Source organism: Gluconobacter sp. (assembly GCF_047722525.1).
In the GTDB taxonomy this organism is placed as follows: Bacteria; Pseudomonadota; Alphaproteobacteria; order Acetobacterales; family Acetobacteraceae; genus Gluconobacter.
On record NZ_JBDNYY010000001.1, the window covers coordinates 36,360 to 61,169 of the forward strand.

Genomic DNA, 24,810 nt, shown 5'->3' on the forward strand with positions numbered 1-24,810 from the left:
CGCCTTTCAGGACTGTCTGTGTCGGGAGAGCCGAGCAATGCTGATCTATTCTGATATTCTGGAAAAGGAGAACCGCGTGAGCGAGACCTTGTCCCGCCAATCCGTTGAACCCGATGAAATCAATCGTGCCATCGAGGGGGCACAGGCTGCGCTGGGCGGGAAGCAGAAATCGGATGGGCACTGGGTTTATGAACTCGAAGCGGATGCGACGATCCCCGCCGAGTATGTGCTGCTCGAGCATTATCTCGACCGGATCGATCCGGAAAAGCAGGCCAAGATCGGTGTCTATCTGCGCCGGATCCAGGGCGATCACGGAGGATGGCCTCTTTATCACGATGGCGGCTTCGATCTGTCAGCGACGGTAAAGGCCTATTTCGCGCTCAAGGCGATCGGCGATGATATTGATGCGCCTCATATGCGGATTGCCCGCGAAGCCATTCTCGATCATGGGGGTGCCGCGCGGACAAACGTATTCACACGGATCCAGCTTGCGCTCTTCGGAGAAGTTCCGTGGGACGCTGCGCCCGTGATGCCGGTCGAGCTCATGCTCCTGCCACGCAAGGCGTTTTTCTCGGTCTGGAACATGTCCTACTGGTCGCGGGCCGTGATTGCTCCGCTGCTGGTTCTCAATGCCCTTCGCCCCAAAGCCATCAATCCGCGCGGCATCCATGTGCAGGAACTGTTCGTCAAGCCGCCTTCCGAGGTCACGGACTGGATCCGGGGGCCATACCGCTCCGTATGGGGACGTTTTTTCAAGCATCTTGATTCCGCATTGCGTCCAGTTGTGCCGCTTCTTCCGCGGAGCCTGCACAACAAGGCACTCAAGGCCGCGAGCGATTTCATCGAACCCCGTCTGAGTCGTGGCGGCCTTGGCGCCATCTATCCGGCAATGGCGAACGTCGTGATGATGTATCGCGCGCAGGGCGTTCCGGATAGCGATCCGCGCGCGCAGACTGCGTGGGAGGCGATTCAGGATCTTCTGGTCGACCATGGTGACGAGATCTACTGCCAGCCCTGCGTCTCCCCGGTCTGGGACACGGGCCTGTCCGGTCTCGCGATGATCGAAGCAGCGTCCGGACCGGCCGGAACCAGACGCGAAGAAACCATCGCGTCCCTGAAGAAAAGCGCCGAGTGGCTTCGCGATCATCAGATCCTGAACGTCAAGGGAGACTGGGCCATCAACGCGCCGGACCTGCGTCCGGGGGGCTGGGCGTTCCAGTACGAAAACGATTATTATCCGGATGTTGATGATACGGCCGTCGTGGCCATGCTGCTGCATCGTATCGATCCGGAAGGAAATCAGGAAGCGATCTCCCGGGCGCGGGAATGGATCATCGGGATGCAGAGCACCAATGGTGGATGGGGCGCGTTCGATATCGACAATGATCTTGAACTGCTCAATCACATTCCCTTTTCCGACCATGGAGCGCTTCTGGATCCGCCGACCGCAGATGTCTCGGCACGCTGCATTTCCTTTCTGGCGCAACTGGGAGATCCTGACGACAGACCTGTTATCCTCAAGGCGATCAGCTATCTGCGGTCCGAGCAGGAGGCCGAGGGCTGCTGGTTCGGACGGTGGGGAACGAATTACATCTATGGGACATGGTCCGTCCTGTGCGCCCTGAACATCGCGGGTGTGCCGCATGATGATCCGATGGTTCTGCGGGCCGTGAACTGGCTTGAAAGCGTCCAGCGCGCGGATGGCGGATGGGGCGAGGACTGCGCCACTTACGAGGGCGGCACTCCTGGCGTCTACAAGAAGAGCCTGCCTTCCCAGACGGCCTGGGCGGTTCTGGCCCTCATGGCCGTGGGACGGCGTGAAAGCGAGGCCGTCAGGCGCGGTGTGGCCTATCTGGTCTCCCAGCAGGACGACAAGGGGGAGTGGCAGGAAGAAGCCTATAATGCCGTCGGTTTTCCGAAGGTCTTCTATCTGCGCTACCATGGTTACAAGCAGTTCTTCCCGCTGACTGCGCTGGCGCGCTACCGTAATCTCGGTGCAAGCAACAGTGGCAAAGTGGAGTACGGTTTCTGATGCTGGGCATTCTCGCAGGACTGAAACAGGAAGCACGTCTGATCCGCCGGTTTCTGCCGGACGCTCCGGTGGCATTGAGCAATGCCACGCCGGAAGGTGCGCGCAGGGGGGTGGAACGTCTGCGCAAGGCAGGCGCGACCGAACTCCTGTCCTTCGGATGTGCGGGAAGCCTTTCTCCGGATGCACCGCCAGGCACGGTCATCGTCGCGGATCATGTCCGTTATGAGGACAGGGATATTCCCTGCGATCCTGATCTGAGCCAGAGGTTCGGCTCGGCTTATGCCCGTCGTGGGGGCGTTCTGCACAGTGACGTTCTGGTCGAACTGGGGCTGGAAAAGGCATGGTATTTCTCGGAAACGAAATGCCTTGCCGTGGACATGGAAAGCGGTGTCGTTGCAGATTCCGGCGTCCCGTTCGCTGTGCTGCGGGTTGTGTGTGACGATGCAACGCGGGATCTGCCGCCCGCAGTCAAGACCAGCATCAGGGATGGTGCAGTCTATGTGCCGGGACTGGTGGGTTCGCTGCTGCGTCACCCGCTACAGATTGGCGGACTGATCCGACTGGGAAAAGAAGCCGCTGTCGCCCAACGCGCAATGGCATCATTTCTCGAGGCCAATCCGCCGCAGGCCTGAATACGCGCCGGCACCCGCAAAGGTCGCCCCCACGCCGATGGGAACGAGCCAGGGGAAGGCGAGAGCATGTCCTTCGATCCTGACGAAAGACATCAGGGCCAGTACGGCAACAGCCGAGACGAAACCTGTGATTGCCGCCCGCTCATCCCGGGAATGGCCGATCATGGCCAGCAGGAATACACCGAGCGTTGCGCCATAGCTGTAAGACGCGATGGAGAGGCCAAACACCACGGCCGATCCGTCTGGACGGGAAAACAGCAATGCCATCAGAACCAGAAGAGCGGCCCAGAGGGCTGTCAGGCTTCTCAGTGAAAAGCTGCTGCGGGGCAGGAAGTCCGCCCGCGTGGCAGCAGCCATGGCATTCATGGCACTCGACAGGGACCCCATTGTGGCGGCGAGAATGCCTGCGACCAGAAGACCGCTCAACACGGGAGGCAGGGTCAGGATGAAGTGTGGAAACAGAGCGTCCGGCCGTGCCCCCTGATCTGGTGCAAGATCACGCAATGCCACTCCAATGGCGGACAGAAGGGCAAAAAGCAGCGCCACGATGAAGACACTGCCGATCATCGCCGCGCGGGCGCCATTGAGTGTTCTCGCAGCCAGGCAGCGCTGTAGCATCAACTGGTCCGTCCCATGGGACGCCAGAGCCAGAATTGCTCCTCCGATAACAGCGCCGGTAATGGAAAACGGATCCGTAAATGGCGGCATGCCGTGACTGAAAACGGGCGCCCAGTGAAAGGAAGCACTTCCGGCACGCCACCAGATCACGGCGAGGCAGGAGAGGCTTCCCCCAAGATAAAGCCCCAGTTGAAGGGTGTCTGACCAGACCACGGCCTTCAGGCCGCCCACAATTGTATAAGCCAGGGTCAGAAGAACGATCAGAACCAGAAGAGTCAGGTCGGATACGGCATAACCCATGCTGGCAAACAGCATTGAGACAGGAAGCATCCCGGCGTAGAGACGCACGCCCTCGGCAACGAGACGGGTAGCCAGGAAGGTCCCGGAAAGCAGCTTCTGCAGGGTAGAGCCAAATCTCTGGCCAATATAGCGATAAACGGATTTTGCGCCGCGTTCATGCAAAGGCAGGAACCAGATGGCCACGGCCGTCCGGCCGACAAGGTACCCGGCGGCCAGGCCGACGAAAACATAGCCTTTGAGGTAGGCTACTCCCGGTACGCTGACAATGGTCAGCGTGGAGGTCTCGGTGGCCACCAGCGAAAAACAGATCGCCCAGGGCGGAAGGTCCTTGCGTGGCTGCCGGGCCAGCGCAATGGAAAGAACAGGCAGGCAGCAGAGGTACAGAAGAATAACAAGCAGACTGGCTGTCATTGAAACGGGTTATTCTTCCGGAATTGTCTGCTGGGGAGGGACAGTTTCCCTGTCAGGCGGTCTCACGGCTTTCAGCCAGACGCTCCGGACGAAAGCCGGTTGCCACGACATACAGCTCGCTGGATTCCTTGCGGGAGGCCGGGGGCTTCACGTGTCTGACGCTGGAGAACGCCGTCTTCATCAGGGCCAGCATGTCTTTTTCCGATCCCCCCTGAAAGACCTTGGCGATAAAGCTTCCACCTTCAGCCAGAACCTGGAATGCAAAATCAAGCGCACCTTCTGCAAGCCCCATGATGCGCATGTGGTCCGTCGCGGCATGACCTGTGGTGTTCGGTGCCATGTCGGACATGACCAGATCGGCAGGGCCGCCCAGCATGTCTTTCAACCGGTCTGGCATCTCGGGATCCGTAAAGTCTCCCTCGACGATTTCCGCGCCCGCGACAGGATCAACCGGTAGCAGATCGAGGCCCACGACATGCTTCGCGCCCCGCTTCACTGCCACCTGTGTCCAACCACCGGGTGCGGCGCCCAGATCAATGATCCGGGTGCCTTCTTCGATCAGTTTGAAACGGTCATCGATTTCAATCAGCTTGAACGCCGCGCGCGAACGCCAGCCCTGTTTGCGGGCCGCAGCGACATAGGGATCATTCAACTGACGGTTGAGCCAGCGCTGCTGGGCCGTGGTGCGACCGCGGGCTGTCCGGAGCGAAACGGTCTTGTTCCGCGCTGTGCGGGACGTCGCGGAATCAAGTGTTGCGTCGTTGGCACCCGGGTTGGAGGCGCTTTTCAGCGCCTTGCCCGGAATACGCTTCGTTCCCGTGTCCTTGCTGCTGGAACCGGAGCGGGATCTTGGCGGCTTCATATTGTGGCATATGTCCCGAATGGGCCCCGTGACCGGGGCGTGGCATGGCGGCTGGTCGTACTGCGTCCCTTGCCGGAACGCTGACCGTGATCGCGGGCCATACGCAGCAACATCCCGTCGCGCAACCCCCGGTCTGCAATCGTTACGTCCTCAACAGGCCACAGACGGTGAATTGCTTCGAAGATTGCACAGCCCGGCAATACGAATTTCATGCGTTCCGCACCCACACAGGGGTGATCGGCCAATTCCTCATGGCTCAGGTCGCGCAGACTTCCTATGGCATCCACCATGCTGGGACCAGGCAGCGTCAGGCCGTCAATGGCTGCACGATTGTAACGGGGCAGGGACAGTGCCACCCCGGCCAGCGTCGTCACGGTTCCAGAGGTGCCGATGAGCCGCGTCTTGCCAAGCGTGACCTCTCGCCGGATACGATGAACATTCTCGAAGCCCTTCAGATACTCCTGAACATGGCTGACCATCGTCTCATAAGAGGGGCCATGGCCTTCACCGAACATTTCCTGAAGGGTAATCACACCGACGGGAACGCTGGTCGTACCGATCAGAGTCTGGGTCTGGCGTTCGGGATCGATGCGGACCCAGGCGATTTCGGTGGACCCTCCTCCGATATCGAAAAGGACACCACGATCAGCCCGGACAGGTTTGTGCTCCGGCTGGCGGAAAAGAGGCGAGCAGCTTTCAAGCGCAAGTTCTGCTTCTTCCCGGGCCGTGATGATGTCGATGGTCAGACCTGTTTCATGCTGGACACGCGCCAGAAACTCGCGGCCATTGGCGGCCTGACGACAGGCTTCCGTCGCCACGGCGCGCACATGGACAAGAGGCCACTGCTTCATGCGCTCTGCACAGATCCGCAGGGCATCAAGCGCGCGCTTCATGGACTCTTCGGCAAGACGACCGCTGGCACGCAGACCCTCGCCCAGACGGACAGAGCGGTTGAAGCTGTCCACGACACGGAAACCGTTGGGCGTGCCAGCCGCAATCATGAGACGGCAGTTGTTGGTGCCAAGATCAATGGCACCAAAGAACGGACCCGTACGTCGCGCAGACGCATGAACAGGCACTGGGCCTGACAGGTTGTGATCCGTTCCATACCTCATCATGTGTTTCGGCTCCCGCTTGCCCGTGATCTGGGACCTTGGAAAAGCAGCATGGGGCTCCCGGCCCCCCAGTCGCAAGAAAAATATCAGTTTTTTCCAAAAAAATGTCTGTACCCCTCTTGCGCCGCCAGGGGGCGATTGATAAACACCCTCTCACCGCTTGGGAGATAGTTTAGCGGTAGAACTACCGGCTCTGACCCGGTCAGCCCTGGTTCGAATCCAGGTCTCCCAGCCAAGAAATCCTCAGAAAATACCGCAAAAAAGAGACTTCCCCTCAGGGGGCAAAGTGCTCTATGAGGACCCGCCAACGGCCGGACGGCCTCTTGGCCTCCGGTTTACACACATCGCGTCGTCACGACGCATGACGTAACGGGGGCAAGCGGGCATGACATCATCTTCCGGCACAACAAATCTCAATGAGCGTATCCGCGAGGCACTGGCTTTTGACGACGTTCTCGTCGAACCGGCTGAATCGTCGGTTCTGCCAGCCCAGACCTCCACACGGACCCGCCTGACGCGCTCCATCGAGTTGAACATCCCCCTGATGTCCTCCGCCATGGACACCGTGACCGAAGACGGCATGGCCATCGCAATGGCGCAGCAGGGTGGCATGGGCGTCATCCACAAAAACCTGTCCATCGAGGAGCAGGCCGAGCAGGTCCGTCGCGTCAAACGCTTCGAATCAGGCATGGTCGTCAATCCCGTCACGGTCGGCCCTGACCAGACACTGGCCGAGGTTCAGGCCATCATGGGACGACACGGCGTATCCGGTCTTCCCGTCGTGGAAGAGGGCAGCGGCGTTCTGGTCGGTATCCTGACCAACCGTGACATGCGCTTCACGACCGATCCGAATACACGCGTCCGCGACCTGATGACCCGCGAAAATCTGGTGACGGTCCTGAACGGTGCGGCGCCGGATGAAGCCCGCACACTTCTGCATCGTCACCGGATCGAAAAACTTCTGGTGGTCGATGAAGGGCAGCGCTGCATCGGTCTGATCACCGTCAAGGACATGGACAAGGCCATCGCGCATCCGCTGGCCATCAAGGACTCTCAGGGACGCCTTCGCTGCGCTGCGGCCGTAGGTGTCGGAGAAGACGGCTTCCGTCGAGCGGCGGCTCTTGCAGAAGCCGGGGTGGACGTCATTGTCGTGGACACGGCTCATGGACACTCACAGGGCGTGCTGACGGCGGTGGAAACTCTCAAGAGCCGTCATGGTACGCTTCAGGTGATTGCGGGCAATGTCGCAACGCCTCAGGCCGCACGTGCTCTTATTGCTGCCGGTGCGGACTGCGTGAAGATCGGGATTGGTCCTGGGTCCATCTGCACGACGCGCGTTGTGGCTGGCGTCGGGGTGCCTCAGTTCTCCGCCGTCATGGAGACGGCGGCTGCCTGTCATGAACTGGATATCCCGGCCATTGCGGATGGTGGCGTCCGGACATCAGGCGATATCGTCAAGGCGATTGGCGCCGGCGCTGACGTGGTGATGGTCGGCTCGCTGCTGGCTGGCACGGACGAAAGCCCGGGCGAAACGTTCCTGTATCAGGGTCGGTCCTACAAGGCCTATCGGGGCATGGGCTCACTGGGAGCAATGGCACGCGGTTCCGCGGACCGTTATTTCCAGGCAGAAGTCCGCGACACGCTGAAGCTGGTTCCAGAAGGTATTGAAGGTCAGGTTCCCTACAAGGGTGGCATGGCTCCTGTCATTCACCAGCTTGTGGGTGGTCTCAAGGCTGGTATGGGCTACACGGGGTCGGCCACCATCGCCGATCTTCAGGTCCGCACCATGTTCCGCCGCATCACCAATGCAGGCCTGCGTGAGAGCCATGTTCACGACGTGACCATCACCCGGGAAGCCCCGAACTACCGCCGGGACTAAGTCTCCCTGCATCAAAGCCTCTCGCATTGAGAGGCCAAACGGGCTACGGGGGCGCTATGACCCCCGCAGCCCGTCTTTCAGGCGCCATCGATCTGCTCTGTGCGATCCAGAATGCGCCCCGCCGTCCAGCCGACGCCACAGCCAACGCCTTTTTCCGCGAGCGCCGCTATATCGGCGGCGGCGACCGTCGGGCCATTTCCACGATTGTCTGGGATGTCCTGCGTGGCTGGAGACGTCTGCAATGGCATCTCAAGGATATTTCCGGCGATATCTCCCCACGCCTTGTGTGCTCAGCATCTCTTCTTCTCGGTGGGGAGACGATGGATAATGTCCGCCGCCTGTTCACAGGAGAGCGTTACGCGCAGAAGCCTTTGACGTCGCGTGAGGATATGGCGCTTAAGGATCTGGAAGGAAAAGAACTTTCCAGCCAGAAGCAACCCATTTCCGTGCGGCTTGAATACCCGGATTGGCTGGATAGCGCGCTTCGGGAAACGTTTGGAAACCGGCTTCCGGACGAGATGGAAGCAATGCTCGGAACGCCGACGCTCGATCTGCGGGTCAATCTCCTCAAGGGAACCCGCGAACAGGCCGTCCGGGAACTTCGTCGCGAATCGCTGCAGGCAGAAATGACGAAGCTCTCGCCTTGGGGCCTGCGGCTTGACGGGCGTCAGCCGGTGACGGCGACGCAGGCATTCAAGGAGGGCCTGGTCGAGATCCAGGACGAGGGCAGCCAGCTGGTGGTCGCGGCAGCGGATGCGCGGGGCGAGCATCGGGTTCTGGATTATTGCGCGGGTGCAGGCGGTAAAACACTGGCGCTGGCCATGACCATGGAAAACCGCGGGCATATTGTGGCCTGCGACGTGCATGAGAAGCGTCTGGACGGAGCCGTCAAACGGCTGCGCAGGGCAGGTGTTCACAACGTGGAACGCCACCTTCTGGTGTCGGGCGACAAGTGGGCTAAGCGTCGGGCTGGCAGTTTCGATCGGGTGCTGGTCGATGCGCCGTGCTCGGGAACCGGAACCTGGCGCCGAAATCCGGATGCACGCCTGCGTCTGACACCCGAAGACATTCAGGAGCTTGTCATCAAACAGGCGCAGATCCTTGATCGTGCAGCATCTTTGGTGAAACCGGGGGGACGTATGATCTATGCGACCTGTTCGCTTCTGGCCTGTGAGAACGGACAGCAGATCGATGCGTTCCTCAAGCGCCGGACTGATTTCGTCCGGCTGCCGAAAGAGCAGATGTCCGAGCTTCTGCCCGCTGAACTGCGGAACAAGGCGCAGTTTTCTCTGACGCCGCTGCGCGACGGGACGGACGGCTTTTTTGCCTGCGTGCTGGAACGCAAGGTGCCGGAGACCGGTGCCGAAGTAGCTCCGGAAGAAACGGTCCAGCCTGCGGAAGCTGCTGCTACGACGCCGGTGGCAGAAGGTCCTTCCACATAACCAGCGCATCCACATAACCTTGGGAGGGGTGATCAAAGGCGCCGGGGAGCGTACCGATCACCCGGAAGCCCAGGGATTTCCAGAGGGCTATGGCGCGCAGGTTGGTGCTGATGACGAAATTGAACTGCATGGCGCGGAAGCCGAGATTCGTGGCTTCCGACAGGGCGTGTTCAGCCATGAACCGCCCGGCGCCGTAGCCGGGTCTGGCGATAAACCCGGCATTTGCGATATGGCTTCCTCCGCCTTTCTGGTTGGCCTGAAGGAAGAATGTTCCGACGATTTCGTGGTCACGGGTCTGGGCGACATAGACGCGGTGCTCGACGTCCATCCAGTAGGACAGAGCCTGCCGGCGGCCCCAGTGTCGGGGCAGGGCATAGGTCTCGGCTTTTCTCAGGACAGGAGACAGGAGACGCCAGATTCCTTCGCGGTCAAGCGACTGGGCGGGACGGATCAGGAGGTCTGTGGCGGGTCGGGCTGGCGAGATCGTCATGATGGGGTGTTCTCCCACATTTTAGGTGCGTGGTGTGATGTGAGATATGATACCGCTTCGTATCCATAACGCGGAGCCTGCCCCGAACATCCATGCAATATGACATTCTCATCGGCATTGCCTCGACTTTCGGAGCCGGGATGCTGGCCCAGTGGGTCGCCTGGCGTTTCCGGCTCCCCGCGATTGTTCTCCTGTTTTCACTTGGTCTGATCTTCGGGCCGGGACTTGGTATTCTCCATCCGTCAGAGACGATGGGATGGATGTTCCGGCCGCTGGTCTCGCTGCTTGTGGCGCTCGTGGTCTTCGAGGGAGGCATGGCTCTCGATTTCCGCCAGCTTCGCGAGGCCGGAGAGGGTGTGGCGCGTCTGACGATGCTCGCGCTTCCGATCAACTGGGTTCTGGGATCGCTGGCCGCGCATTATGTGGCGCATCTCGAATGGGGCACCTCCATGCTGTTCGGGGCGATCGTGGTCGTGACTGGCCCGACAGTGGTTCTGCCGCTCCTGCGGAGTGCGAAGCTGCAGCCCCGGGTGGCAGCCTTCCTGCGATGGGAAGCCATCGTCAACGATCCTTTGGGTGCCATTCTGGCAGCGGTCGTGCTGCAGTTGATGCAACTGCATGTGGATCTTCATGCGGATGTGTTTTTCATCCATACGCTGCCGGATCTGCTGGGGGCGATTGCCGTCTCGCTGTCCGCCGGGATCCTGCCGGCCTATCTGATCCGGTATCTGTTCACGCGCGATCTGATGCCCGAAATCCTCAAGACGCCGATGCTGATTTCGATGGCGCTGGTGATCTTCTCACTGTGCAGTCTGGAAATGGGCGGCGCCGGGCTGATGGCGGTGACGATCTTTGGCATGGCTCTTGCGAACCTGCAGATCCCGGGAGTGACAGAACTGCGGCGGATGAAGGAATCCCTGGTGGTTCTGGTCGTCTCGGTGCTGTTCATCATGCTGACGGCGGATCTTCAGCGCAATGTTCTGGAGCGGCTTTCGATCCCGATTCTTGCGCTGACGCTCGTGGTTCTGTTCGTCGTGCGGCCTCTGGGTATTTTCCTGTCCACGCTGGGGACGAGCATGCCCTGGAAGGAAAAGCTGTTCGTCGGCTGGATCGCACCGCGCGGTATCGTGGCAGCGGCCGTGGCCGGTGAGGCGGGGATCAGCCTCAAGGAAGCGGGGTATCAGTCCGCCGACCTCATCATGCCGGCCGTGTTCGCGGTGATTGCGGTTACGATGATCCTGCATGGATTTTCACTTGGGCCGATCGCCCGGCTGCTGAAGCTCACGCTCTCCAATGATCCGGCAATCGCGATTCTGGGGGCGAGCGGCTGGTCCATCAATTTTGCATCGTGTCTGCGTAGGGCCGGTGTGCCGGTGCTGCTGGTGGACAACCGCTCCAGTGCGCTCATGCCCGCGACGCGGCAGGATATTCCCGTCCTGCGGGCAGAGCTTCTGTCGCAGCACGGGCAGGAATCGCTGGAGGAGCGGCCTGCCGACTACCTGATCGCAACGACGGGTGACGGAATCTATAACGGAATGGTGTGTGGACACCTGGCCCCGACCATGGGGCGGCAGCGCGTCTATCAGATCAGCCCCGGTGTGGCGCGGCTGGATTTCTATCACGGACTGTCACGCGATGCGCGTGGCAAGGTTCTGGGCGAGCCCGCCTGGAATTATACGCTGTTCGATACCCTCTTCGATCAGGGATGGCGCTTTGTGGCGATGGAAGCCACGGAAGAGACCGCGCCGTCTTTCGGGACCGATGAAAACAGGCTCGACATTCTCGTCGTGCGGCGGGACGGAGGCATTCTGATCCGCTCGGCGGAGGACAATGACAGGGCGGTGCCGCAGCCGGGAGATCACATGATTTCCATGGTACCTCCACCGGCCACTTAGTCAGCAGAGTGTCTAGGCCGGTTTTTCTACGGTGATGTGGGACAGGCCGGCCTGCAGGAACGCACGAAGGTCTTTTTCTCCCAGGGCGATGCAGCCTTCCGTGTAGCCGCTGGCGGGAGGGAGGTGGAGGAAAATCGCCGAGCCGCGTCCCGACTCGGCTGGTGTATCGTTCCATCCCATCACAATGCAGAGATCGTAAACATGGTCTTCCCGCCACAGGGTTTCGCAGGACGCGGGATGGGGAAGGGTGACGGCATGGTTGTAATCGGGATGGGTCGGATCATCGCACCAGCCGTCATCCGGAGCGATGGGCTCGATCGGCAATCCAGCGCCGGAAACCGGGCGGGATGTACGATCGGCGCGATAGAGGATGCGCCTGAGTGGCAACTCTCCGATCGGGGTGCAGAGATCTCCCTCGGTCTTGTCAAGGGAGAGGCCGCGCCGACCAGTCAAAACCGGAACGGTTTTGCCCTGGAAGTGAAGAAAAGCGCGGTCTCCAGCGGTTTTCAAAATAGCTTTAGCCATAATCCTGTTTCCTTTTCCCGCTGTACTTGCCATAGTCTGCCCCGCAAGCATTCTGCTCTTTCCTTACCCGCCGGAACGGAAAGTCTGGATGTGTAAGTTACGAACGCCGATCTCTGCGGATGTGACTTTTTTCCGTCGTGATAGAACGAGACAGGTTATTATGGCAGGTCCCCGCCCCATCCTGGTTGTAGACGATGACGATACGCTGCGTCGTCTGCTGGCCGAGCAGCTCCAGCACGGTGGCGAACTGGAGGCTGTCGAGGCGACCTCCGTCGCCATGGCACGGGAGCTTCTTGCCAAACCGGGCGCCCGATATGACGCCATGCTGCTGGACATTACCCTTCCTGACGGTGACGGACGTGATTTCTGCGCCGAGCTGCGCCGTGAAGGCGTCCGGATGCCGATCATCATCCTGACGGGCTCCGATGACGAGCATGATGTCGTGCGCGGGCTCGATGCCGGCGCCAATGACTATGTCGCCAAGCCGTTCCGGATCGGTGAGCTGCTGGCCCGTCTGCGCGCCCAGCTCCGCATTTTCGAGAACAGCGAAGACGCCGTGTTCGAGATCGGTCCATATGCGTTCCGCCCGTCGGCCAAACTGCTGATCGAGACCGCCCGCAACCGTCGGATCCGCCTGACGGAGAAGGAAGCGGCGATCCTGAAATATCTTTACCGCGCAGGTCAGCGTCCGGTGGCACGTCAGGTTCTCCTGAACGAGGTGTGGGGCTACAACGCCGCCGTCACCACCCATACGCTTGAGACGCACATCTATCGGCTGCGGCAGAAGATCGAGCCCGATCCGGCACGCACGTCGCTGCTGATCACGGAAGGGGGCGGTTATCGTCTTGATCCGGAAGGACGCGGGGTCATCGGGTCCGATAGCCTGTCAGCCTGAGAAGGCTGACAGGGCGGGTGACGGGTCAGGCTGGATCGAAATCCAGTATGACCGGAACGTGATCGGAGGGGCTGGTCCAGTCTCGCACGTCCTGCAGAACCCGGACATTACGCAGGCCCGGCATGAGGTCGGGCGTCATCCAGACATGATCCAGCCGCCGTCCACGGTTGGACTTCTTCCAGTCCCTGTTGCGGTATGACCACCATGTGTAGAGCTTTTCCGGCTCTGGTGTGATCGTGCGCATGGCGTCCTGAAATCCCGTCGCCATCCAGGCCTTGAGACGTTCGATCTCGGGTGGGGTATGGCTGACGATCTTCAGGAGCTGTTTGTGGCTCCAGACGTCATGTTCCAGAGGCGCGATGTTGAGATCGCCGACCAGAATGCTGCGGGCAGGGGGTGTGCTGGTGAACCAAGTGGTTGCTTCATCCACGAAGGCCAGCTTGTGAGCAAATTTTTCATTCTCTTCGGGGTCCGGGATGTCCCCGCCCGCGGGCACATAGAAATCGTGCAGCAGGATCGGGCCGGCCGGGGTCGCAATGCTGGCGGCGACATGCCGACAATCGGAGCGGGTACACCAGTCGGGCGTGCCGTCCACGCCTTGCAGCGGATGCCGCGACAGGATCGCCACACCGTTATAGCCCTTCATGCCTTTATAGACCTGATGAGAGAGCCCCATCTCGGCCAGGGCCTGGGCGGGGAAGAGGGGATCCGGGACTTTCGTTTCCTGTAGACAGACGATATCCGGGTTTTCCTGTTCGACGATCTGCTTCAGCAGAGGCAGTCTGAGTCGAAGGGAATTGATGTTCCAGGTGATGAGACGCATGGGGACTGGATCGACCGGATCGGGCGTTTTGACAAGCACCCTCTTGCGCGCGAGCCCTTCCCGTCCGATCTAGAACGAACCATGACTGATCTGCACGATACGCTCCTGACGCTTGATTCCCATATCGATATTCCCTGGCCTGACCGGGAGGATGCCTGGGCTGAAGAAACGCCCCGGCAGGTGAATGTCCCCAAGACGCGCAAGGGCGGTCTGCGGGCCGTATGTCTTGCCGCGTATATTCCGCAGGGCCCGCGTGACGATGCGGGACATGCCGACGGATGGGAGCGGGTTCAGGGAATGCTGGATGTGATTTCCGGTCTCGATGGTGGACAGGGCGTTCGTGTCTGCCGAACTGCGGCAGATGTACGGGCCGCTTACAAAGCGGATGATCTGGCCGTCATCCCGGCGATTGAGAACGGACATGCTCTGGGTGGACGCCCGGAACGTATTGCGGAACTCGCCCGCCGGTATGGCGTGCGATACATGACGCTGACCCATAACGGGCATAATGCGCTCGCGGATGCGGCTATCCCGCGCAGGGATCTTGCGGATGCCGAGACGCTTCATGGCGGCCTGTCAGATCTGGGGCGCGAGGCGATCGCGCAAATGAACCGTTCTGGCGTTCTCACTGATGTGTCGCATGCGGCGAAATCCACCATGATGCAGGCCAGCGAGGTTTCGAGCACGCCGGTTTTCGCCAGCCATTCCTGCGCGCGGGCCCTGTGCGACCACCCGCGCAATCTGGATGACGAGCAGCTTGATCGCCTGCAAGAGACAGGTGGCCTGATCCAGGTGACCGCCATGGGGTCATTCCTGAAGAAGGGCGGAGGCGGAACGGTCGAGGATCTGGTACGGCATGTCGCGTATATCGCGGACCGGATCGGGGTGGAGCATGTGGGCATCTCCTCCGACTTCGATGGCGGTGGTGGGATTCCGGGCTGGAAGGATGCAACCGAGACCGCCAACGTGACGCGGGCGCTTCAGGCGGCCGGGTTCAGCGATGCGGACATTGCTGCCATCTGGGGTGGTAACATGCTGCGCCTTCTGGAGACCGCGGAAGAGGCCGCAGTTCAATCCTGAAAACCGGAATCCGGGGGTGCTCCTGCCGTCCCGGAAAGAACAGAACATGATCATGAGGGATGAAAGAGGAGCCGGTTCGTCCACCATGATCTTCCGAAGTGTTCGCAGGCTGCTTAACGAACCTTTCCGTCTTTCAGATCGGATCTGACAGGAAGGACATCAAAGCAGGAAGCAAGTCTTTTCAATAACTTGCAAAACATGATTAAAAATTGGGCAATCTGATGGCAGGTCTGGCAAACCGGGGCTTTCATGATTCTGTCACTTAGCAGCCCACAGACTTTTCCACAGGTTCAGTGGATGACTGAAGAAGCCGAATGACCGATCTTCCTCCGCACCGTTCCGACCTTTCCGCTACTCATGGCGAACCCCTTGTTCCTGCGGGAGAAAAGCAGGGAGTGGAGGCCATCCGTGAAGCCCTGAAGACCATTCCCTACAGCCCTGGCGTGTATCGCATGCTGAGCGCCAAGGGAGAGGTCCTGTATGTGGGCAAGGCGCTGAGCCTGAAAAAGCGCGTGTCGTCCTATACCCGCATCAACCAGTTGCCGGAGCGGTTGCGGCGCATGGTGTCGATGACGGTGTCTATGGAGATCGTCATCACACGGACGGAAGCTGACGCGCTGCTTCTCGAAGCCAACTACATCAAGCGGATGAAACCGCGCTTCAACATCCTGCTGCGCGACGACAAGAGTTATCCGTGGCTGATGCTGACGGAGAGCCACGATTTCCCGCAGATCACCAAGCAGCGTGGCAAGCCGGTCAAGGGAGCAACATACTGGGGACCGTTTGCAAATGCCTGGGCCGTCAATCAGACACTGAATCTGGTCCAGCGCAGTTTTCTGCTGCGGTCATGCTCTGACGCGGTTCTGAACAGCAGGACGCGACCATGCCTGCTGTATCAGATCAAACGGTGTTCGGCCCCATGTGTGGATCGGATCTCCAAGCCTGATTATGCCGAACTGGTCAGTGAGGCACGACAGTTCCTCTCCGGGCACAGCACGGAATTGCAGCAGCGTCTGGCAGCCGAGATGGAGCAGGCGTCACAGGAGATGAACTACGAGCGGGCCGCGTCGATCCGGGACAGGATCCGGGGATTTGCAAGCATTCAGGGCTCGAGCACGATCAATCCGACGTCGATCAATGATGCGGATATCATGACCATCTGGCAGGAGGCCGGTCAGAGCTGCATCCAGGTCTTCTTCATTCGTGGCAGCCGGAATAATGGCAACCGGGCTTTTTATCCTGCGCATGCGGAAGAAGAGACGGCCGCGGATGTGCTGTCGGCCTTCATGATCCAGTTCTACGACAACAAGCCTCCACCGCCGACAATCCTGGTAAACTGCGAGCTTCCGGAACTGAAGCTTGTGGAGGAAGCGCTCAGCATCCGGCGGGGCCAGAAAGTCGAGATCCTCAGGCCGCAGCGGGGCGAGAAGAAAAGCGTGGTCGATCATGCAGCGCTGAATGCCCGTGAAGCGCTGGAGCGGAAGCTGGCGGAAAATACCGGACAGCGCAAACTGCTCGAAGGTGTGGCTGAAGTCTTTGGCCTGCCGGAAACGCCCCAACGTATCGAGACCTATGACAACTCCCACATCATGGGGCAGGCCCCCTATGGCGTGATGGTTGTGGGCGGACCGGAAGGCTTCAACAAGCGTGCCTATCGCAAATACGGGATCAAGGGTCCGGTCACGCCCGGAGATGATTTCGGCATGATGCGCGAGGTCATGGAACGCCGTTTCGGACGCCGTCCGGAAAATGGAGAACGCCCGGAAGACTGGCCGGATCTATTGCTGATCGACGGCGGACTCGGGCAGTTCAACGCCGTGCGGAAGGTTCTTGCGGATATGGGCGTGTCCGGCATCCCGATCGTCGCCATCGCCAAGGGACCGGATCGGGATGCGGGACGGGAGTGGTTCTTCACGGAGACGAAGCCGCCGTTCCAGCTGCCGCCGCGTGATCCTGTTCTTTATTACCTGCAGCGACTGCGTGACGAAGCCCACAGATTCGCAATCACGACACACAGGGCAGGGCGATCCAAGGGACTGCGGAGTTCCGAACTGGATAATGTGCCGGGAATCGGAGCCGCGCGGAAAAAGGCCCTGCTCAATCACTTCGGCTCGGCAAAATCCGTCAGACAGGCGAGCCTTGAGGAACTGGAGAACGCACCAGGTATCAGTTCAGGGACTGCAACCGCCATATACGGACATTTTCATCCGGAATGGGTGCAGAAGGCAGCTTCTGCTGATCGCAGTCCTTAAAGCGTGTTATGGAATATACACGAAAAATACATCTTTTGCGGACACATTGGCGCATACCGGAGAGACGGAAACTGTTCTAGACTGGCTGCGATGCTGACAGATCTGCCAAACATCCTGACACTGCTGCGTATCGCGTCCATTCCCGTACTGGTCGTGCTGCTCTCCCTGCATTCGCCGACCGCGAACGTGATTGCCTGCGTGGTCTACACGGCTGCGTGCATCACGGACTATCTGGACGGGGCACTGGCACGCCGATGGCATCAGCTCTCGGAGCTGGGGCGGATGATGGACCCCATCGCCGATAAGCTGCTGGTAGGCGCGCTTCTGCTGGCGCTGGCAGGTCTGACGCAGCTTCCAGTGTTCTCGCTTTATGCGGGGATCATCATCATGGTCCGGGAAATCCTGGTCAGCGGTCTGCGGGAATACATGGCGTCCCAGCGGGAGACGCTGCCGTCAACGCGGCTTGCGAAATGGAAGACCGGAATCCAGATGGTAGCCCTCGGGTTTCTGATCGGCGGCGACGGGGCCGCCAGAATGCTGGGCCTTTCCTTTCTTCCTGCAACGCTGATCGGCGGGATCCTGCTCTGGCTTTCGGTGATTCCGACAGTCATCAGCGGGTGGGGTTATCTGACTGCGGGGCTGACCCGCATCATGGCGGGGCAATCCCGTAAATCGTCCAAGATCAGTTTCTGATGTCGTTCTCTGGTAGAATTGTGGATGTCTTTGACTGTCTTCATCTGGCGCTCCGTTACAGGGACCGCTAAAGGTCATCTATTGACCTTGTGGGAGTAAGAAATGCGGAAGGCCGCTCTGCTGGCACTACCTCTCGCTCTGAGCGGCTGTTCAGGCATGGGCAAGTATATCCGGGACACGATGGTGTGGAATGCACTCGATAACCCCAATGGTCCCCACGGTGACAGTGAGAACATACACCGCGCGCGTGGTGAGAAGTTCGCCGAAACTCCGATTTTCCCTGAAACCGGCAATATCTGGCCCGGCGCTCCCCAGCCGCTTCCGACCCTCAAGGACGTCGAGAATCCCAACAGCACCTTCAGTCATGCTCTGGGTGATCCCGCAACCTATTTCGGCGGAGCCGCGCTGGATGAGAACTTCATGGGTGGCATTGGCAGCAAAGGGGCTCTGGGGGCATCCGGCCAGCAGCTCATGCAGGGACAGAGCATGTCAGTCGGAGAAAGTGCCGATACGCATCAGGGCGTAAGTCGGGACCGCAGCCATATCATACCGACCCTTCCATCCTCCGTTCCCGATAGCGCCGACCGTTTCCTGAACAAAAGTCCGAGCAAGACCATCGTCATTCCGAATGGCGATGGTACGAGTACGCTGATTGCTCCGGACGGGAGCGTAAAGGTTGTTCGGGGGACTCCAGCGGCTCCGAGATAATCCGGCTGCCGGACGATCTTCCTGCTGGCGGCCCTCAAGGCCGCCAGAATTGCTCCGCCAGTGTCGGTTTTTCAGTACTGGCGGAAAAGCGCGACCAGTCGTCCCTGGATATGAACGCGTTCCGCCGGGAAAATGCGGGTTTCGTATTCCCGGTTGGCGGCTTCAAGCGCAATCATCGAGCCACGACGGCGCAGTTTCTTGAGCGTCACTTCCTGTTCGTCGATCAGGGCGACGATGATCTGCCCGTTTTCGGCCGTCTCGCGTCGGCGGATGATGGCGATATCACCATCCAGAATCCCTGCCTCAATCATTGAATCGCCAGCAACAGTTAGCGCGTAATGTTCCCCGGTGCCCAGAAGGGAAATGGGAACCTCAATCCGGTCGCTGTCATCCTGCATGGCCTCGATCGGCAGGCCGGCTGCGATGCGACCGTAAAGGGGAATGCTGACGGTCTGACGGTCATTGGCGATACCCGCTTCGGAGAAGGCCCCTTCAAGCTCGGTTTGCCCCTGGCTGATGACAGCAGGGACAAAAGCCGTTCCTGCGGGGGCAGCAGGGGCCTCGGTTCCCATATGAGGCAGACGCAGCACTTCGAGCGCGCGGGCACGGTGATGGTGACGGCGCAGGAAACCACGCTCTTCCAGAGCGGAAATCAGACGATGGATGCCCGACTTCGAACGCAGTTCGAGAGCATCCTTCATTTCATCGAAAGAAGGAGAATATCCCGTCCGGCGAAGGTGGTCGTCAATATATAGCAAAAGCTGGTGCTGCTTGCGGGTCAGCATACAGGCGCTCCCATGCGCCTCGGCGGAGGCAGGTCGAAAATGAGGTGCAGAATGAAGATGCACCCCGCATTTGTTCCTTATAGGTTCCTGTCTGTTGCCTCACAAGCAAAAGAGAGGGGAGCACACAGACCTCTGATGAGATTTCTTCAGGACGAAGCTATTGAAACCAGAGGAAAACTGCGAAATCGTACGCGAAGCCCTTGACCTTTGGGGCACAAATCAGCATGGTGCGCCCAATCTAGAGATCAACATGCTGCATCGACACCTTCGAGCGGCATCAGTATGGCGAAAGCCCGAGGGTATCATGGGAAAGAGCAACGTTATTCAGATCCGGCTCGTTTCGTCAGCCGAAACCGGCTACTTCTACGTGACGAAGAAGAATGCCCGTTCCGCTACGGGGAAGATGGAAGTGCGCAAGTACGACCCGGTCGCACGCAAGCACGTCGTGTTCCGCGAAGCCAAGATCAAGTAAGACCGTTTCGACAGTCTTCATGAAAAAAGCGGCCTTCGGGCCGCTTTTTTTGTGTCTACAGAACCAGCTGCCCGGACCGCAGATCAGAACAGCTTGTCATGGGGGCCGTAAGGAACGACCAGATCACCGCTGCGAGTCAGGTTCATCGTGGCGCGGGCACGCTCGTCAAGCATGTCAGCGTCCAGCGCCTTTTCCTTGAGAGCGACTACGCGACGACGCCAGACGTTCTGTTCGTCTTCGGCGTCCTGCTTTGCCTGAATGGCGTCTTTCTGAAGCTGGGTCTGTTCCTGATAGGCGTGAATGCCATGAGCGCCATGAAGGGCATTCCAGCCAAAATAGACAGTCAGGGACAGGAAAAACGCCGGAGGAGCTACGGCGCGGACACCACGCTTGATAAGTCGGACCAGTGTCACGTCGTGCAAACTCCGTTCTGAGAGACTTTCCAATCCTATATCAGTCATCTGTGACCAGACAATGAACGATATGGATATCTTTTCGTGGTGGAAAGAAATGACTGCCTCATCCAACAAAGGAATGAGGCAGTCGCTCCGTTTTCAGGAGTTCCTGAGGATGCTGCGACCAGCATATCGGGCTGCACTGCCAAGCTGCTGCTCGATGCGGATCAGCTGATTGTACTTGGCTGTCCGATCGGAACGGGAGAGGGAACCCGTCTTGATCTGACCGCAGTTGGTGGCGACGGCGAGATCGGCAATAACGGAATCTTCCGTCTCGCCCGAACGGTGGCTCATGACGCAGGCATAACCGGCCTTGTGAGCGGTTTCGACGGCTTCAAGCGTCTCCGTCAGCGTGCCGATCTGATTGACCTTCACGAGCAGGGCGTTGCCCGTACCGGCCTTGATGCCGCGACGCAGGCGCTCGGGGTTGGTTACGAAGAGGTCGTCACCGACGAGCTGGAGCTTCTTGCCCAGACGGGTCGTGAGCTCTGTCCAGCCTTCCCAGTCATCTTCCGCCAGACCGTCCTCGATCGAGACGATCGGGTAGCGATTGGCCAGATCTTCAAGGTAGGAAATCATGCCCGAGGCATCGAACTCCTTGCCTTCGCCCTTGAGGTTGTAGCGGCCATCCGCATAGAATTCGGTGGCGGCACAGTCGAGTGCGAAGGTCACATCCTCACCGAGTTTGTAGCCGGCGGCCTCAACGGATTTTGCAATAAATCCAAGAGCTTCATCAGCAGACTTTAGATTCGGTGCGAAGCCGCCTTCATCGCCGACATTGGTGTTGTAACCGGCTTCAGACAGACCTTTCTTCAGGCGTGCGAAGATTTCCGAGCCCATACGGATGGCGTCTGCAACTGTCGGCGCGCCAACCGGCTGGATCATGAATTCCTGGATATCGATCGGGTTGTCGGCATGCTCGCCGCCATTGACGATATTCATCATCGGCACTGGCAGGAGATGGGAATAGGCGCCACCGACATAGCGGTACAGCGGCAGTTCCAGTTCCTCGGCCGTTGCCTTGGCGACGGCGAGGGAAACGCCGAGGATGGCATTCGCGCCCAGACGGGATTTGTTCGGCGTTCCGTCCAGATCGATCATCGCGTTGTCGATGGCGATCTGATCTTCCGATTCGGCACCCTGGAGAACTTCAAGGATATCGTTTTCGACGTGGCTGCACGCCTTCAGGACGCCTTTGCCGCCGTAGCGGGACTTGTCACCATCGCGCAGCTCCACGGCTTCATGGGCGCCTGTAGAGGCACCAGACGGGACAGCAGCGCGGCCGCGGGCACCGGAGGACAGCTCGACCTCCACCTCAACGGTAGGATTGCCGCGGCTGTCCAGGATTTCGCGGGAGGTGATATCAACAATGGCGCTCAATGGAAGCTCTCCTGGAATACGTGAACCGGGGTGGCTCGTGACCGTTCGGAATGAAACAGCTATTTCAAGTCTCAAAATCACGCCGTGAGGTCAACGACGACATGCGCCTTCCTTTTCCCGTTTTCGTGCTTGGCATTGCCGGACTGATCCCCTTCATGACGCTCGGGGGCTGGATCTTCCTGGCCGGACTGTTCACCCCATTGCCGCATCTGAAAATCATTCTGCTGTCGTACGGGGCCTGCATCCTGTCATTTCTGGGCGCCGTACACTGGGGGCTGGCCATGGAACGGCCGGACATCATCACGGTCGGAGGGACGTCGCAGCGGGACCGTCAGCGTCTCATTCTGGGCGTCTGTCCTGCACTCTGGGCATGGCTGGCCCTTTGTGTGGGCGTGCTGGGGCATGTCCGCGCAGGTTTCGGACTGGAAATCATCGGCTTTGTGGGAACATTCCTGGTGGAACGGGAGGCCTGGAGGAAAGGAGCGCTTCCCCCAGGCTATCTGCCGCTTCGGGCAGGTCTTACGGCTGTCGTGGTGCTGAGCCTGTTTCTGGCGGCTCTGGCGCCTTCCGGCACTTAGGCCAGAAAGGACTTCGCGAGGGCGTCGAACGCTTTCAGGCGCGTCAGGAGACCACGCATTTCGCTGAGCGGCACCATGGTCGGACCGTCGCTTGGGGCGTGGTCCGGGTCCTGATGTGTTTCGATGAAGACAGCCGCCACACCGATGGAGAGGGCCGCGCGGGCAAGCGGCTCGACGAACTCGCGCTGCCCGCCCGTTGACGCACCGAGACCACCCGGCTGCTGCACCGAGTGGGTTGCGTCGAACACGACAGGATAACCCGTCTGCGCCATGATCGGCAGCCCGCGCATGTCACTCACAAGAGTATTGTAGCCAAAGCTAGTACCACGGTCGCAGAGCATGATGCGCTCATTGCCGGTGGAGGCGATCTTGGCCGCAACATTGCCCATGTCCCACGGTGCGAGGAACTGGCCCTTCTTGATGTTGATGGCGCGGCCTGTCTCACCGGCCGCCAGCAGCAGATCCGTCTGACGACACAGGAAGGCCGGGATCTGAAGCACATCCACGGCCTGAGCCGCAGGCGCGCACTGCTCAGCAGTGTGCACATCTGTCAGGACAGGGACACCGAAGCGCTCACGGATACCGGCAAGGATCTCCAGACCGGCGTCCATGCCCACGCCACGCGCGGCGTTGACCGAACTGCGATTGGCCTTGTCGAAGCTGCTTTTATAGATCAGCCCGATTCCTAGCTCACGACAGAGAGCGGAGATGGCATCGGCCATCTCCGTCGCATGCTCGCGGGATTCGATCTGGCAGGGGCCAGCGATCAGCGTGAAGGGCTGATCCTGAGCGACCGTAAGGTCTCCGATCCGGAAGCTCACTTGCGGTGAGCCTCCTTGACGGCCGCGGCGATGAAGCCTGCGAACAGCGGATGCGGGTCGAAAGGCTTGGAAAGCAGTTCCGGATGGTACTGCACCGCCACGAACCAGGCGTGGTCAGGATATTCCACCACTTCCGGCAGCACACCGTCAGGTGAGAGGCCAGAGAAGCGCAAGCCCGTCTTTTCTAGACGGTCCTTATAGTGCGCGTTGACCTCCCAGCGGTGACGATGGCGCTCGCGGATTTCCGTACGGCCGTAGATTTCAGCCACGCGGGAGCCCGGAACCAGCTTGGCCGGATAGGCACCCAGACGCATCGTGCCACCCAGATCGCCGCCTTCGCGACGACGGAGCAGTTCGCTGCCCCGGGCCCATTCGGTCATCAGGCCGACCAGCGGTTCGTCTGTCGGGCCGAACTCGGTGGAGGAAGCTTTGGGAAGACCGGCCAGCGAGCGCGCACATTCGATCACGGCCATCTGCATACCGAAGCAGATACCCAGGAACGGGATATTGTTCTCGCGGGCATAACGGACGGCCTGGATCTTGCCTTCCGCGCCGCGCTCGCCGAATCCGCCCGGAACGAGGATGGCATCCGCATCCTTCAGACGTTCGGCGATGTTGCCATGCTTTTCGAACTCTTCCGATTCGATCCAGTCGAGCTTCACCTTCACATGGTTGGCGATGCCACCATGCAGCAGAGCTTCGGCCAGTGACTTGTAGCTGTCGAGCAGGGCCGTGTACTTGCCGACGATAGCCACGCGGACTTCGCCTTCGGGTTCGCGAATCGCATGGACGATTTTCTCCCAACGCGAGAGATCCGGCTTGCTGTCATAAGGCAGGCCGAAATAGCGCAGGACTTCCTGATCCATTCCCTCGTTGTGATAGGAAATGGGGCAGGCATAGATCGTGTCCACGTCGAGCGCTGCAATAACGGCTTCCGAACGGACATTACAGAAATTGGCGATCTTCTGACGCTCGTTGTCCGGGATGGGACGATCCGAACGACACAGCAGCATCTGCGGCTGGATGCCGACGTTCTGGAGTTCCTTGACGGAATGCTGCGTCGGCTTGGTCTTGAGCTCGCCGGCTGCCGGGATGTAGGGCAGGAGGGTCAGGTGCACGCACATGGTCTGGGCATGCCCGAGATCATTGCGAAGCTGACGGATGGCTTCGAGGAACGGAAGGCTCTCGATATCACCGACCGTCCCGCCGATTTCCACGAGCACGAAATCATAGTCTTCGGTACCCGTGACCACGACGTCCTTGATGGCGTCAGTGATGTGCGGGATGACCTGCACGGTCCCGCCCAGATAATCGCCGCGGCGTTCGCGGGCGATCACATCCGAATAGATCCGGCCCGTCGTGGTGTTGTCAGCACGTGACGCGTGTACGCCCGTGAAGCGTTCATAGTGACCGAGATCGAGGTCGGTTTCCGCCCCGTCATCGGTAATGAACACCTCACCATGCTGGTACGGGCTCATGGTGCCCGGATCCACGTTGAGATAGGGGTCCAGTTTGCGCATGCGGACCTTGTATCCGCGCGCCTGGAGGAGAGCAGCAAGGGCCGCTGAAGCGATGCCCTTGCCGAGAGAAGATACCACACCGCCGGTGATGAATACGAAACGCGTCATGGGCGGTCTTCATACACTGCCGACCTAGGGCAGGGGAAG

At 59.9% G+C, this 24,810-nt stretch carries 23 protein-coding genes and 1 tRNA gene; 13 read left to right on the plus strand and 11 right to left on the minus strand.

Annotated features, from left to right (window positions below; translation table 11 throughout):
- Positions 1 to 37 precede the first annotated feature (37 nt).
- Together shc and ABF859_RS00200 are read left to right on the plus strand one after the other, a co-directional pair.
- Positions 38 to 2,032 (plus strand): squalene--hopene cyclase, encoded by a 1,995-nt coding sequence (shc, locus tag ABF859_RS00195; protein ID WP_415525018.1) that lies wholly within the window; start codon positions 38 to 40, stop codon positions 2,030 to 2,032.
- Positions 2,032 to 2,664: a hypothetical protein gene (locus ABF859_RS00200; RefSeq protein ID WP_415525020.1), complete on the plus strand. Its 633-nt coding sequence runs from the start codon at positions 2,032 to 2,034 to the stop codon at positions 2,662 to 2,664. Before shc ends, ABF859_RS00200 begins: the two co-directional genes overlap by 1 nt.
- On the opposite strand, the gene ABF859_RS00205 is transcribed toward ABF859_RS00200, so the two are convergent.
- Genes ABF859_RS00205 through ABF859_RS00215 form a run of 3 tightly spaced genes read right to left on the minus strand, consistent with a single transcriptional unit; the run spans position 2,632 to position 5,973 of the window.
- Positions 2,632 to 3,993: a sodium:solute symporter family transporter gene (locus tag ABF859_RS00205; protein WP_415525022.1), complete on the minus strand. Its 1,362-nt coding sequence runs from the start codon at positions 3,991 to 3,993 to the stop codon at positions 2,632 to 2,634. The two genes, ABF859_RS00200 and ABF859_RS00205, sit on opposite strands and share 33 nt — an antisense overlap.
- A 52-nt stretch (positions 3,994 to 4,045) precedes the next feature.
- Positions 4,046 to 4,855, minus strand: a complete 810-nt coding sequence (locus ABF859_RS00210; protein WP_415525024.1) for an RlmE family RNA methyltransferase — start codon at positions 4,853 to 4,855, stop codon at positions 4,046 to 4,048.
- Positions 4,852 to 5,973, minus strand: coding sequence for a Ppx/GppA phosphatase family protein (locus tag ABF859_RS00215; protein ID WP_415525026.1), 1,122 nt, complete (start codon positions 5,971 to 5,973; stop codon positions 4,852 to 4,854). The genes ABF859_RS00210 and ABF859_RS00215 overlap by 4 nt, the downstream gene beginning before the upstream one ends.
- Positions 5,974 to 6,131: 158 nt before the next feature.
- On the opposite strand from ABF859_RS00215, the gene ABF859_RS00220 reads away from it, so the two are divergent.
- The 3 genes from ABF859_RS00220 to ABF859_RS00230 all read left to right on the plus strand — a co-directional run bounded on the left by ABF859_RS00220 (position 6,132) and on the right by ABF859_RS00230 (position 9,291).
- Positions 6,132 to 6,205, plus strand: a tRNA-Gln gene (locus tag ABF859_RS00220).
- A gap of 150 nt (positions 6,206 to 6,355) precedes the next feature.
- Positions 6,356 to 7,849 carry an IMP dehydrogenase gene (guaB, locus tag ABF859_RS00225; RefSeq protein ID WP_415525028.1) on the plus strand — a complete coding sequence of 498 codons (1,494 nt, stop codon included), beginning with the start codon at positions 6,356 to 6,358 and terminating at the stop codon, positions 7,847 to 7,849.
- A 56-nt stretch (positions 7,850 to 7,905) separates the two neighbouring features.
- On the plus strand, positions 7,906 to 9,291 hold the full coding sequence (locus tag ABF859_RS00230; RefSeq protein WP_415525030.1) for an RsmB/NOP family class I SAM-dependent RNA methyltransferase: 1,386 nt from the start codon (positions 7,906 to 7,908) through the stop codon (positions 9,289 to 9,291).
- Here the strand turns inward: ABF859_RS00230 and ABF859_RS00235 are convergent.
- Positions 9,257 to 9,781, minus strand: coding sequence for a GNAT family N-acetyltransferase (locus ABF859_RS00235; RefSeq protein WP_415525032.1), 525 nt, complete (start codon positions 9,779 to 9,781; stop codon positions 9,257 to 9,259). The two genes, ABF859_RS00230 and ABF859_RS00235, sit on opposite strands and share 35 nt — an antisense overlap.
- A gap of 92 nt (positions 9,782 to 9,873) precedes the next feature.
- Between ABF859_RS00235 and ABF859_RS00240 the strand changes: the two genes are divergently transcribed.
- On the plus strand, positions 9,874 to 11,676 hold the full coding sequence (locus ABF859_RS00240; RefSeq protein WP_415525034.1) for a cation:proton antiporter: 1,803 nt from the start codon (positions 9,874 to 9,876) through the stop codon (positions 11,674 to 11,676).
- 12 nt (positions 11,677 to 11,688) lie between these two features.
- On the opposite strand, the gene ABF859_RS00245 is transcribed toward ABF859_RS00240, so the two are convergent.
- Positions 11,689 to 12,201, minus strand: a complete 513-nt coding sequence (locus ABF859_RS00245) for a L,D-transpeptidase family protein (RefSeq protein WP_415525036.1) — start codon at positions 12,199 to 12,201, stop codon at positions 11,689 to 11,691.
- A 160-nt stretch (positions 12,202 to 12,361) separates the two neighbouring features.
- Between ABF859_RS00245 and ABF859_RS00250 the strand changes: the two genes are divergently transcribed.
- On the plus strand, positions 12,362 to 13,096 hold the full coding sequence (locus ABF859_RS00250) for a response regulator transcription factor (RefSeq protein ID WP_415525038.1): 735 nt from the start codon (positions 12,362 to 12,364) through the stop codon (positions 13,094 to 13,096).
- Between the two features lie 25 nt (positions 13,097 to 13,121).
- Here the strand turns inward: ABF859_RS00250 and ABF859_RS00255 are convergent, their stop codons facing one another.
- The gene (locus tag ABF859_RS00255) at positions 13,122 to 13,919 is read right to left on the minus strand and encodes an exodeoxyribonuclease III (RefSeq protein ID WP_415525631.1); all 798 of its coding nucleotides are present in this window, start codon (positions 13,917 to 13,919) and stop codon (positions 13,122 to 13,124) included.
- An 81-nt stretch (positions 13,920 to 14,000) separates the two neighbouring features.
- Here ABF859_RS00255 and ABF859_RS00260 point away from each other — a divergent pair, with 81 nt between their 5' ends.
- The 4 genes from ABF859_RS00260 (at position 14,001) to ABF859_RS00275 (ending at position 18,652) form a co-directional block, all read left to right on the plus strand.
- On the plus strand, positions 14,001 to 14,999 hold the full coding sequence (locus tag ABF859_RS00260; RefSeq protein ID WP_415525040.1) for a dipeptidase: 999 nt from the start codon (positions 14,001 to 14,003) through the stop codon (positions 14,997 to 14,999).
- Positions 15,000 to 15,313: 314 nt separating this feature from the next.
- The gene (gene uvrC / locus ABF859_RS00265; RefSeq protein WP_415525042.1) at positions 15,314 to 17,251 is read left to right on the plus strand and encodes an excinuclease ABC subunit UvrC; all 1,938 of its coding nucleotides are present in this window, start codon (positions 15,314 to 15,316) and stop codon (positions 17,249 to 17,251) included.
- 90 nt (positions 17,252 to 17,341) lie between these two features.
- The gene (gene pgsA, locus ABF859_RS00270) at positions 17,342 to 17,944 is read left to right on the plus strand and encodes a CDP-diacylglycerol--glycerol-3-phosphate 3-phosphatidyltransferase (protein WP_415525044.1); all 603 of its coding nucleotides are present in this window, start codon (positions 17,342 to 17,344) and stop codon (positions 17,942 to 17,944) included.
- A 102-nt stretch (positions 17,945 to 18,046) separates the two neighbouring features.
- Complete coding sequence (locus tag ABF859_RS00275; protein ID WP_415525046.1) at positions 18,047 to 18,652, plus strand: hypothetical protein; 606 nt, start codon at positions 18,047 to 18,049, stop codon at positions 18,650 to 18,652.
- A 71-nt stretch (positions 18,653 to 18,723) separates the two neighbouring features.
- Here the strand turns inward: ABF859_RS00275 and lexA are convergent, their stop codons facing one another.
- Positions 18,724 to 19,437, minus strand: coding sequence for a transcriptional repressor LexA (gene lexA, locus ABF859_RS00280; RefSeq protein WP_415525048.1), 714 nt, complete (start codon positions 19,435 to 19,437; stop codon positions 18,724 to 18,726).
- 304 nt (positions 19,438 to 19,741) lie between these two features.
- Here lexA and rpmG point away from each other — a divergent pair, with 304 nt between their 5' ends.
- Positions 19,742 to 19,909, plus strand: a complete 168-nt coding sequence (rpmG, locus tag ABF859_RS00285) for a 50S ribosomal protein L33 (RefSeq protein ID WP_011253780.1) — start codon at positions 19,742 to 19,744, stop codon at positions 19,907 to 19,909.
- A gap of 83 nt (positions 19,910 to 19,992) precedes the next feature.
- Here rpmG and ABF859_RS00290 read toward each other — a convergent pair whose 3' ends face one another.
- Entirely contained in the window at positions 19,993 to 20,322 is a 330-nt protein-coding gene (locus ABF859_RS00290) for an FtsB family cell division protein (RefSeq protein WP_415525050.1), read from the minus strand.
- Between the two features lie 141 nt (positions 20,323 to 20,463).
- The gene (gene eno / locus ABF859_RS00295; RefSeq protein ID WP_415525052.1) at positions 20,464 to 21,744 is read right to left on the minus strand and encodes a phosphopyruvate hydratase; all 1,281 of its coding nucleotides are present in this window, start codon (positions 21,742 to 21,744) and stop codon (positions 20,464 to 20,466) included.
- A 101-nt stretch (positions 21,745 to 21,845) separates the two neighbouring features.
- Between eno and ABF859_RS00300 the strand changes: the two genes are divergently transcribed.
- The gene (locus ABF859_RS00300) at positions 21,846 to 22,322 is read left to right on the plus strand and encodes a DUF3429 domain-containing protein (RefSeq protein WP_415525054.1); all 477 of its coding nucleotides are present in this window, start codon (positions 21,846 to 21,848) and stop codon (positions 22,320 to 22,322) included.
- Here ABF859_RS00300 and kdsA read toward each other — a convergent pair.
- Both kdsA and ABF859_RS00310 read right to left on the minus strand, forming a co-directional pair.
- Positions 22,319 to 23,143 carry a 3-deoxy-8-phosphooctulonate synthase gene (gene kdsA, locus ABF859_RS00305; protein WP_415525056.1) on the minus strand — a complete coding sequence of 275 codons (825 nt, stop codon included), beginning with the start codon at positions 23,141 to 23,143 and terminating at the stop codon, positions 22,319 to 22,321. The genes ABF859_RS00300 and kdsA overlap by 4 nt on opposite strands.
- The gene (locus tag ABF859_RS00310) at positions 23,140 to 24,771 is read right to left on the minus strand and encodes a CTP synthase (protein ID WP_415525058.1); all 1,632 of its coding nucleotides are present in this window, start codon (positions 24,769 to 24,771) and stop codon (positions 23,140 to 23,142) included. The genes kdsA and ABF859_RS00310 overlap by 4 nt, the downstream gene beginning before the upstream one ends.
- Positions 24,772 to 24,810 lie beyond the last annotated feature (39 nt).

Excerpts from the sequence above, each read along its gene's own strand:
- shc (WP_415525018.1), top strand. The coding sequence starts at position 38 with ATGCTGATCTATTCTGATATTCTGGAAAAGGAGAACCGCGTGAGCGAG.
- ABF859_RS00200 (WP_415525020.1), top strand. The coding sequence starts at position 2,032 with ATGCTGGGCATTCTCGCAGGACTGAAACAGGAAGCACGTCTGATCCGC.
- ABF859_RS00205 (WP_415525022.1), bottom strand. The coding sequence starts at position 3,993 with ATGACAGCCAGTCTGCTTGTTATTCTTCTGTACCTCTGCTGCCTGCCT.
- ABF859_RS00210 (WP_415525024.1), bottom strand. The coding sequence starts at position 4,855 with ATGAAGCCGCCAAGATCCCGCTCCGGTTCCAGCAGCAAGGACACGGGA.
- ABF859_RS00215 (WP_415525026.1), bottom strand. The coding sequence starts at position 5,973 with ATGATGAGGTATGGAACGGATCACAACCTGTCAGGCCCAGTGCCTGTT.
- guaB (WP_415525028.1), top strand. The coding sequence starts at position 6,356 with ATGACATCATCTTCCGGCACAACAAATCTCAATGAGCGTATCCGCGAG.
- ABF859_RS00230 (WP_415525030.1), top strand. The coding sequence starts at position 7,906 with ATGACCCCCGCAGCCCGTCTTTCAGGCGCCATCGATCTGCTCTGTGCG.
- ABF859_RS00235 (WP_415525032.1), bottom strand. The coding sequence starts at position 9,781 with ATGACGATCTCGCCAGCCCGACCCGCCACAGACCTCCTGATCCGTCCC.
- ABF859_RS00240 (WP_415525034.1), top strand. The coding sequence starts at position 9,874 with ATGCAATATGACATTCTCATCGGCATTGCCTCGACTTTCGGAGCCGGG.
- ABF859_RS00245 (WP_415525036.1), bottom strand. The coding sequence starts at position 12,201 with ATGGCTAAAGCTATTTTGAAAACCGCTGGAGACCGCGCTTTTCTTCAC.
- ABF859_RS00250 (WP_415525038.1), top strand. The coding sequence starts at position 12,362 with ATGGCAGGTCCCCGCCCCATCCTGGTTGTAGACGATGACGATACGCTG.
- ABF859_RS00255 (WP_415525631.1), bottom strand. The coding sequence starts at position 13,919 with ATGCGTCTCATCACCTGGAACATCAATTCCCTTCGACTCAGACTGCCT.
- ABF859_RS00260 (WP_415525040.1), top strand. The coding sequence starts at position 14,001 with ATGACTGATCTGCACGATACGCTCCTGACGCTTGATTCCCATATCGAT.
- uvrC (WP_415525042.1), top strand. The coding sequence starts at position 15,314 with ATGACCGATCTTCCTCCGCACCGTTCCGACCTTTCCGCTACTCATGGC.
- pgsA (WP_415525044.1), top strand. The coding sequence starts at position 17,342 with ATGCTGACAGATCTGCCAAACATCCTGACACTGCTGCGTATCGCGTCC.
- ABF859_RS00275 (WP_415525046.1), top strand. The coding sequence starts at position 18,047 with ATGCGGAAGGCCGCTCTGCTGGCACTACCTCTCGCTCTGAGCGGCTGT.
- lexA (WP_415525048.1), bottom strand. The coding sequence starts at position 19,437 with ATGCTGACCCGCAAGCAGCACCAGCTTTTGCTATATATTGACGACCAC.
- rpmG (WP_011253780.1), top strand. The coding sequence starts at position 19,742 with ATGGGAAAGAGCAACGTTATTCAGATCCGGCTCGTTTCGTCAGCCGAA.
- ABF859_RS00300 (WP_415525054.1), top strand. The coding sequence starts at position 21,846 with ATGCGCCTTCCTTTTCCCGTTTTCGTGCTTGGCATTGCCGGACTGATC.
- ABF859_RS00310 (WP_415525058.1), bottom strand. The coding sequence starts at position 24,771 with ATGACGCGTTTCGTATTCATCACCGGCGGTGTGGTATCTTCTCTCGGC.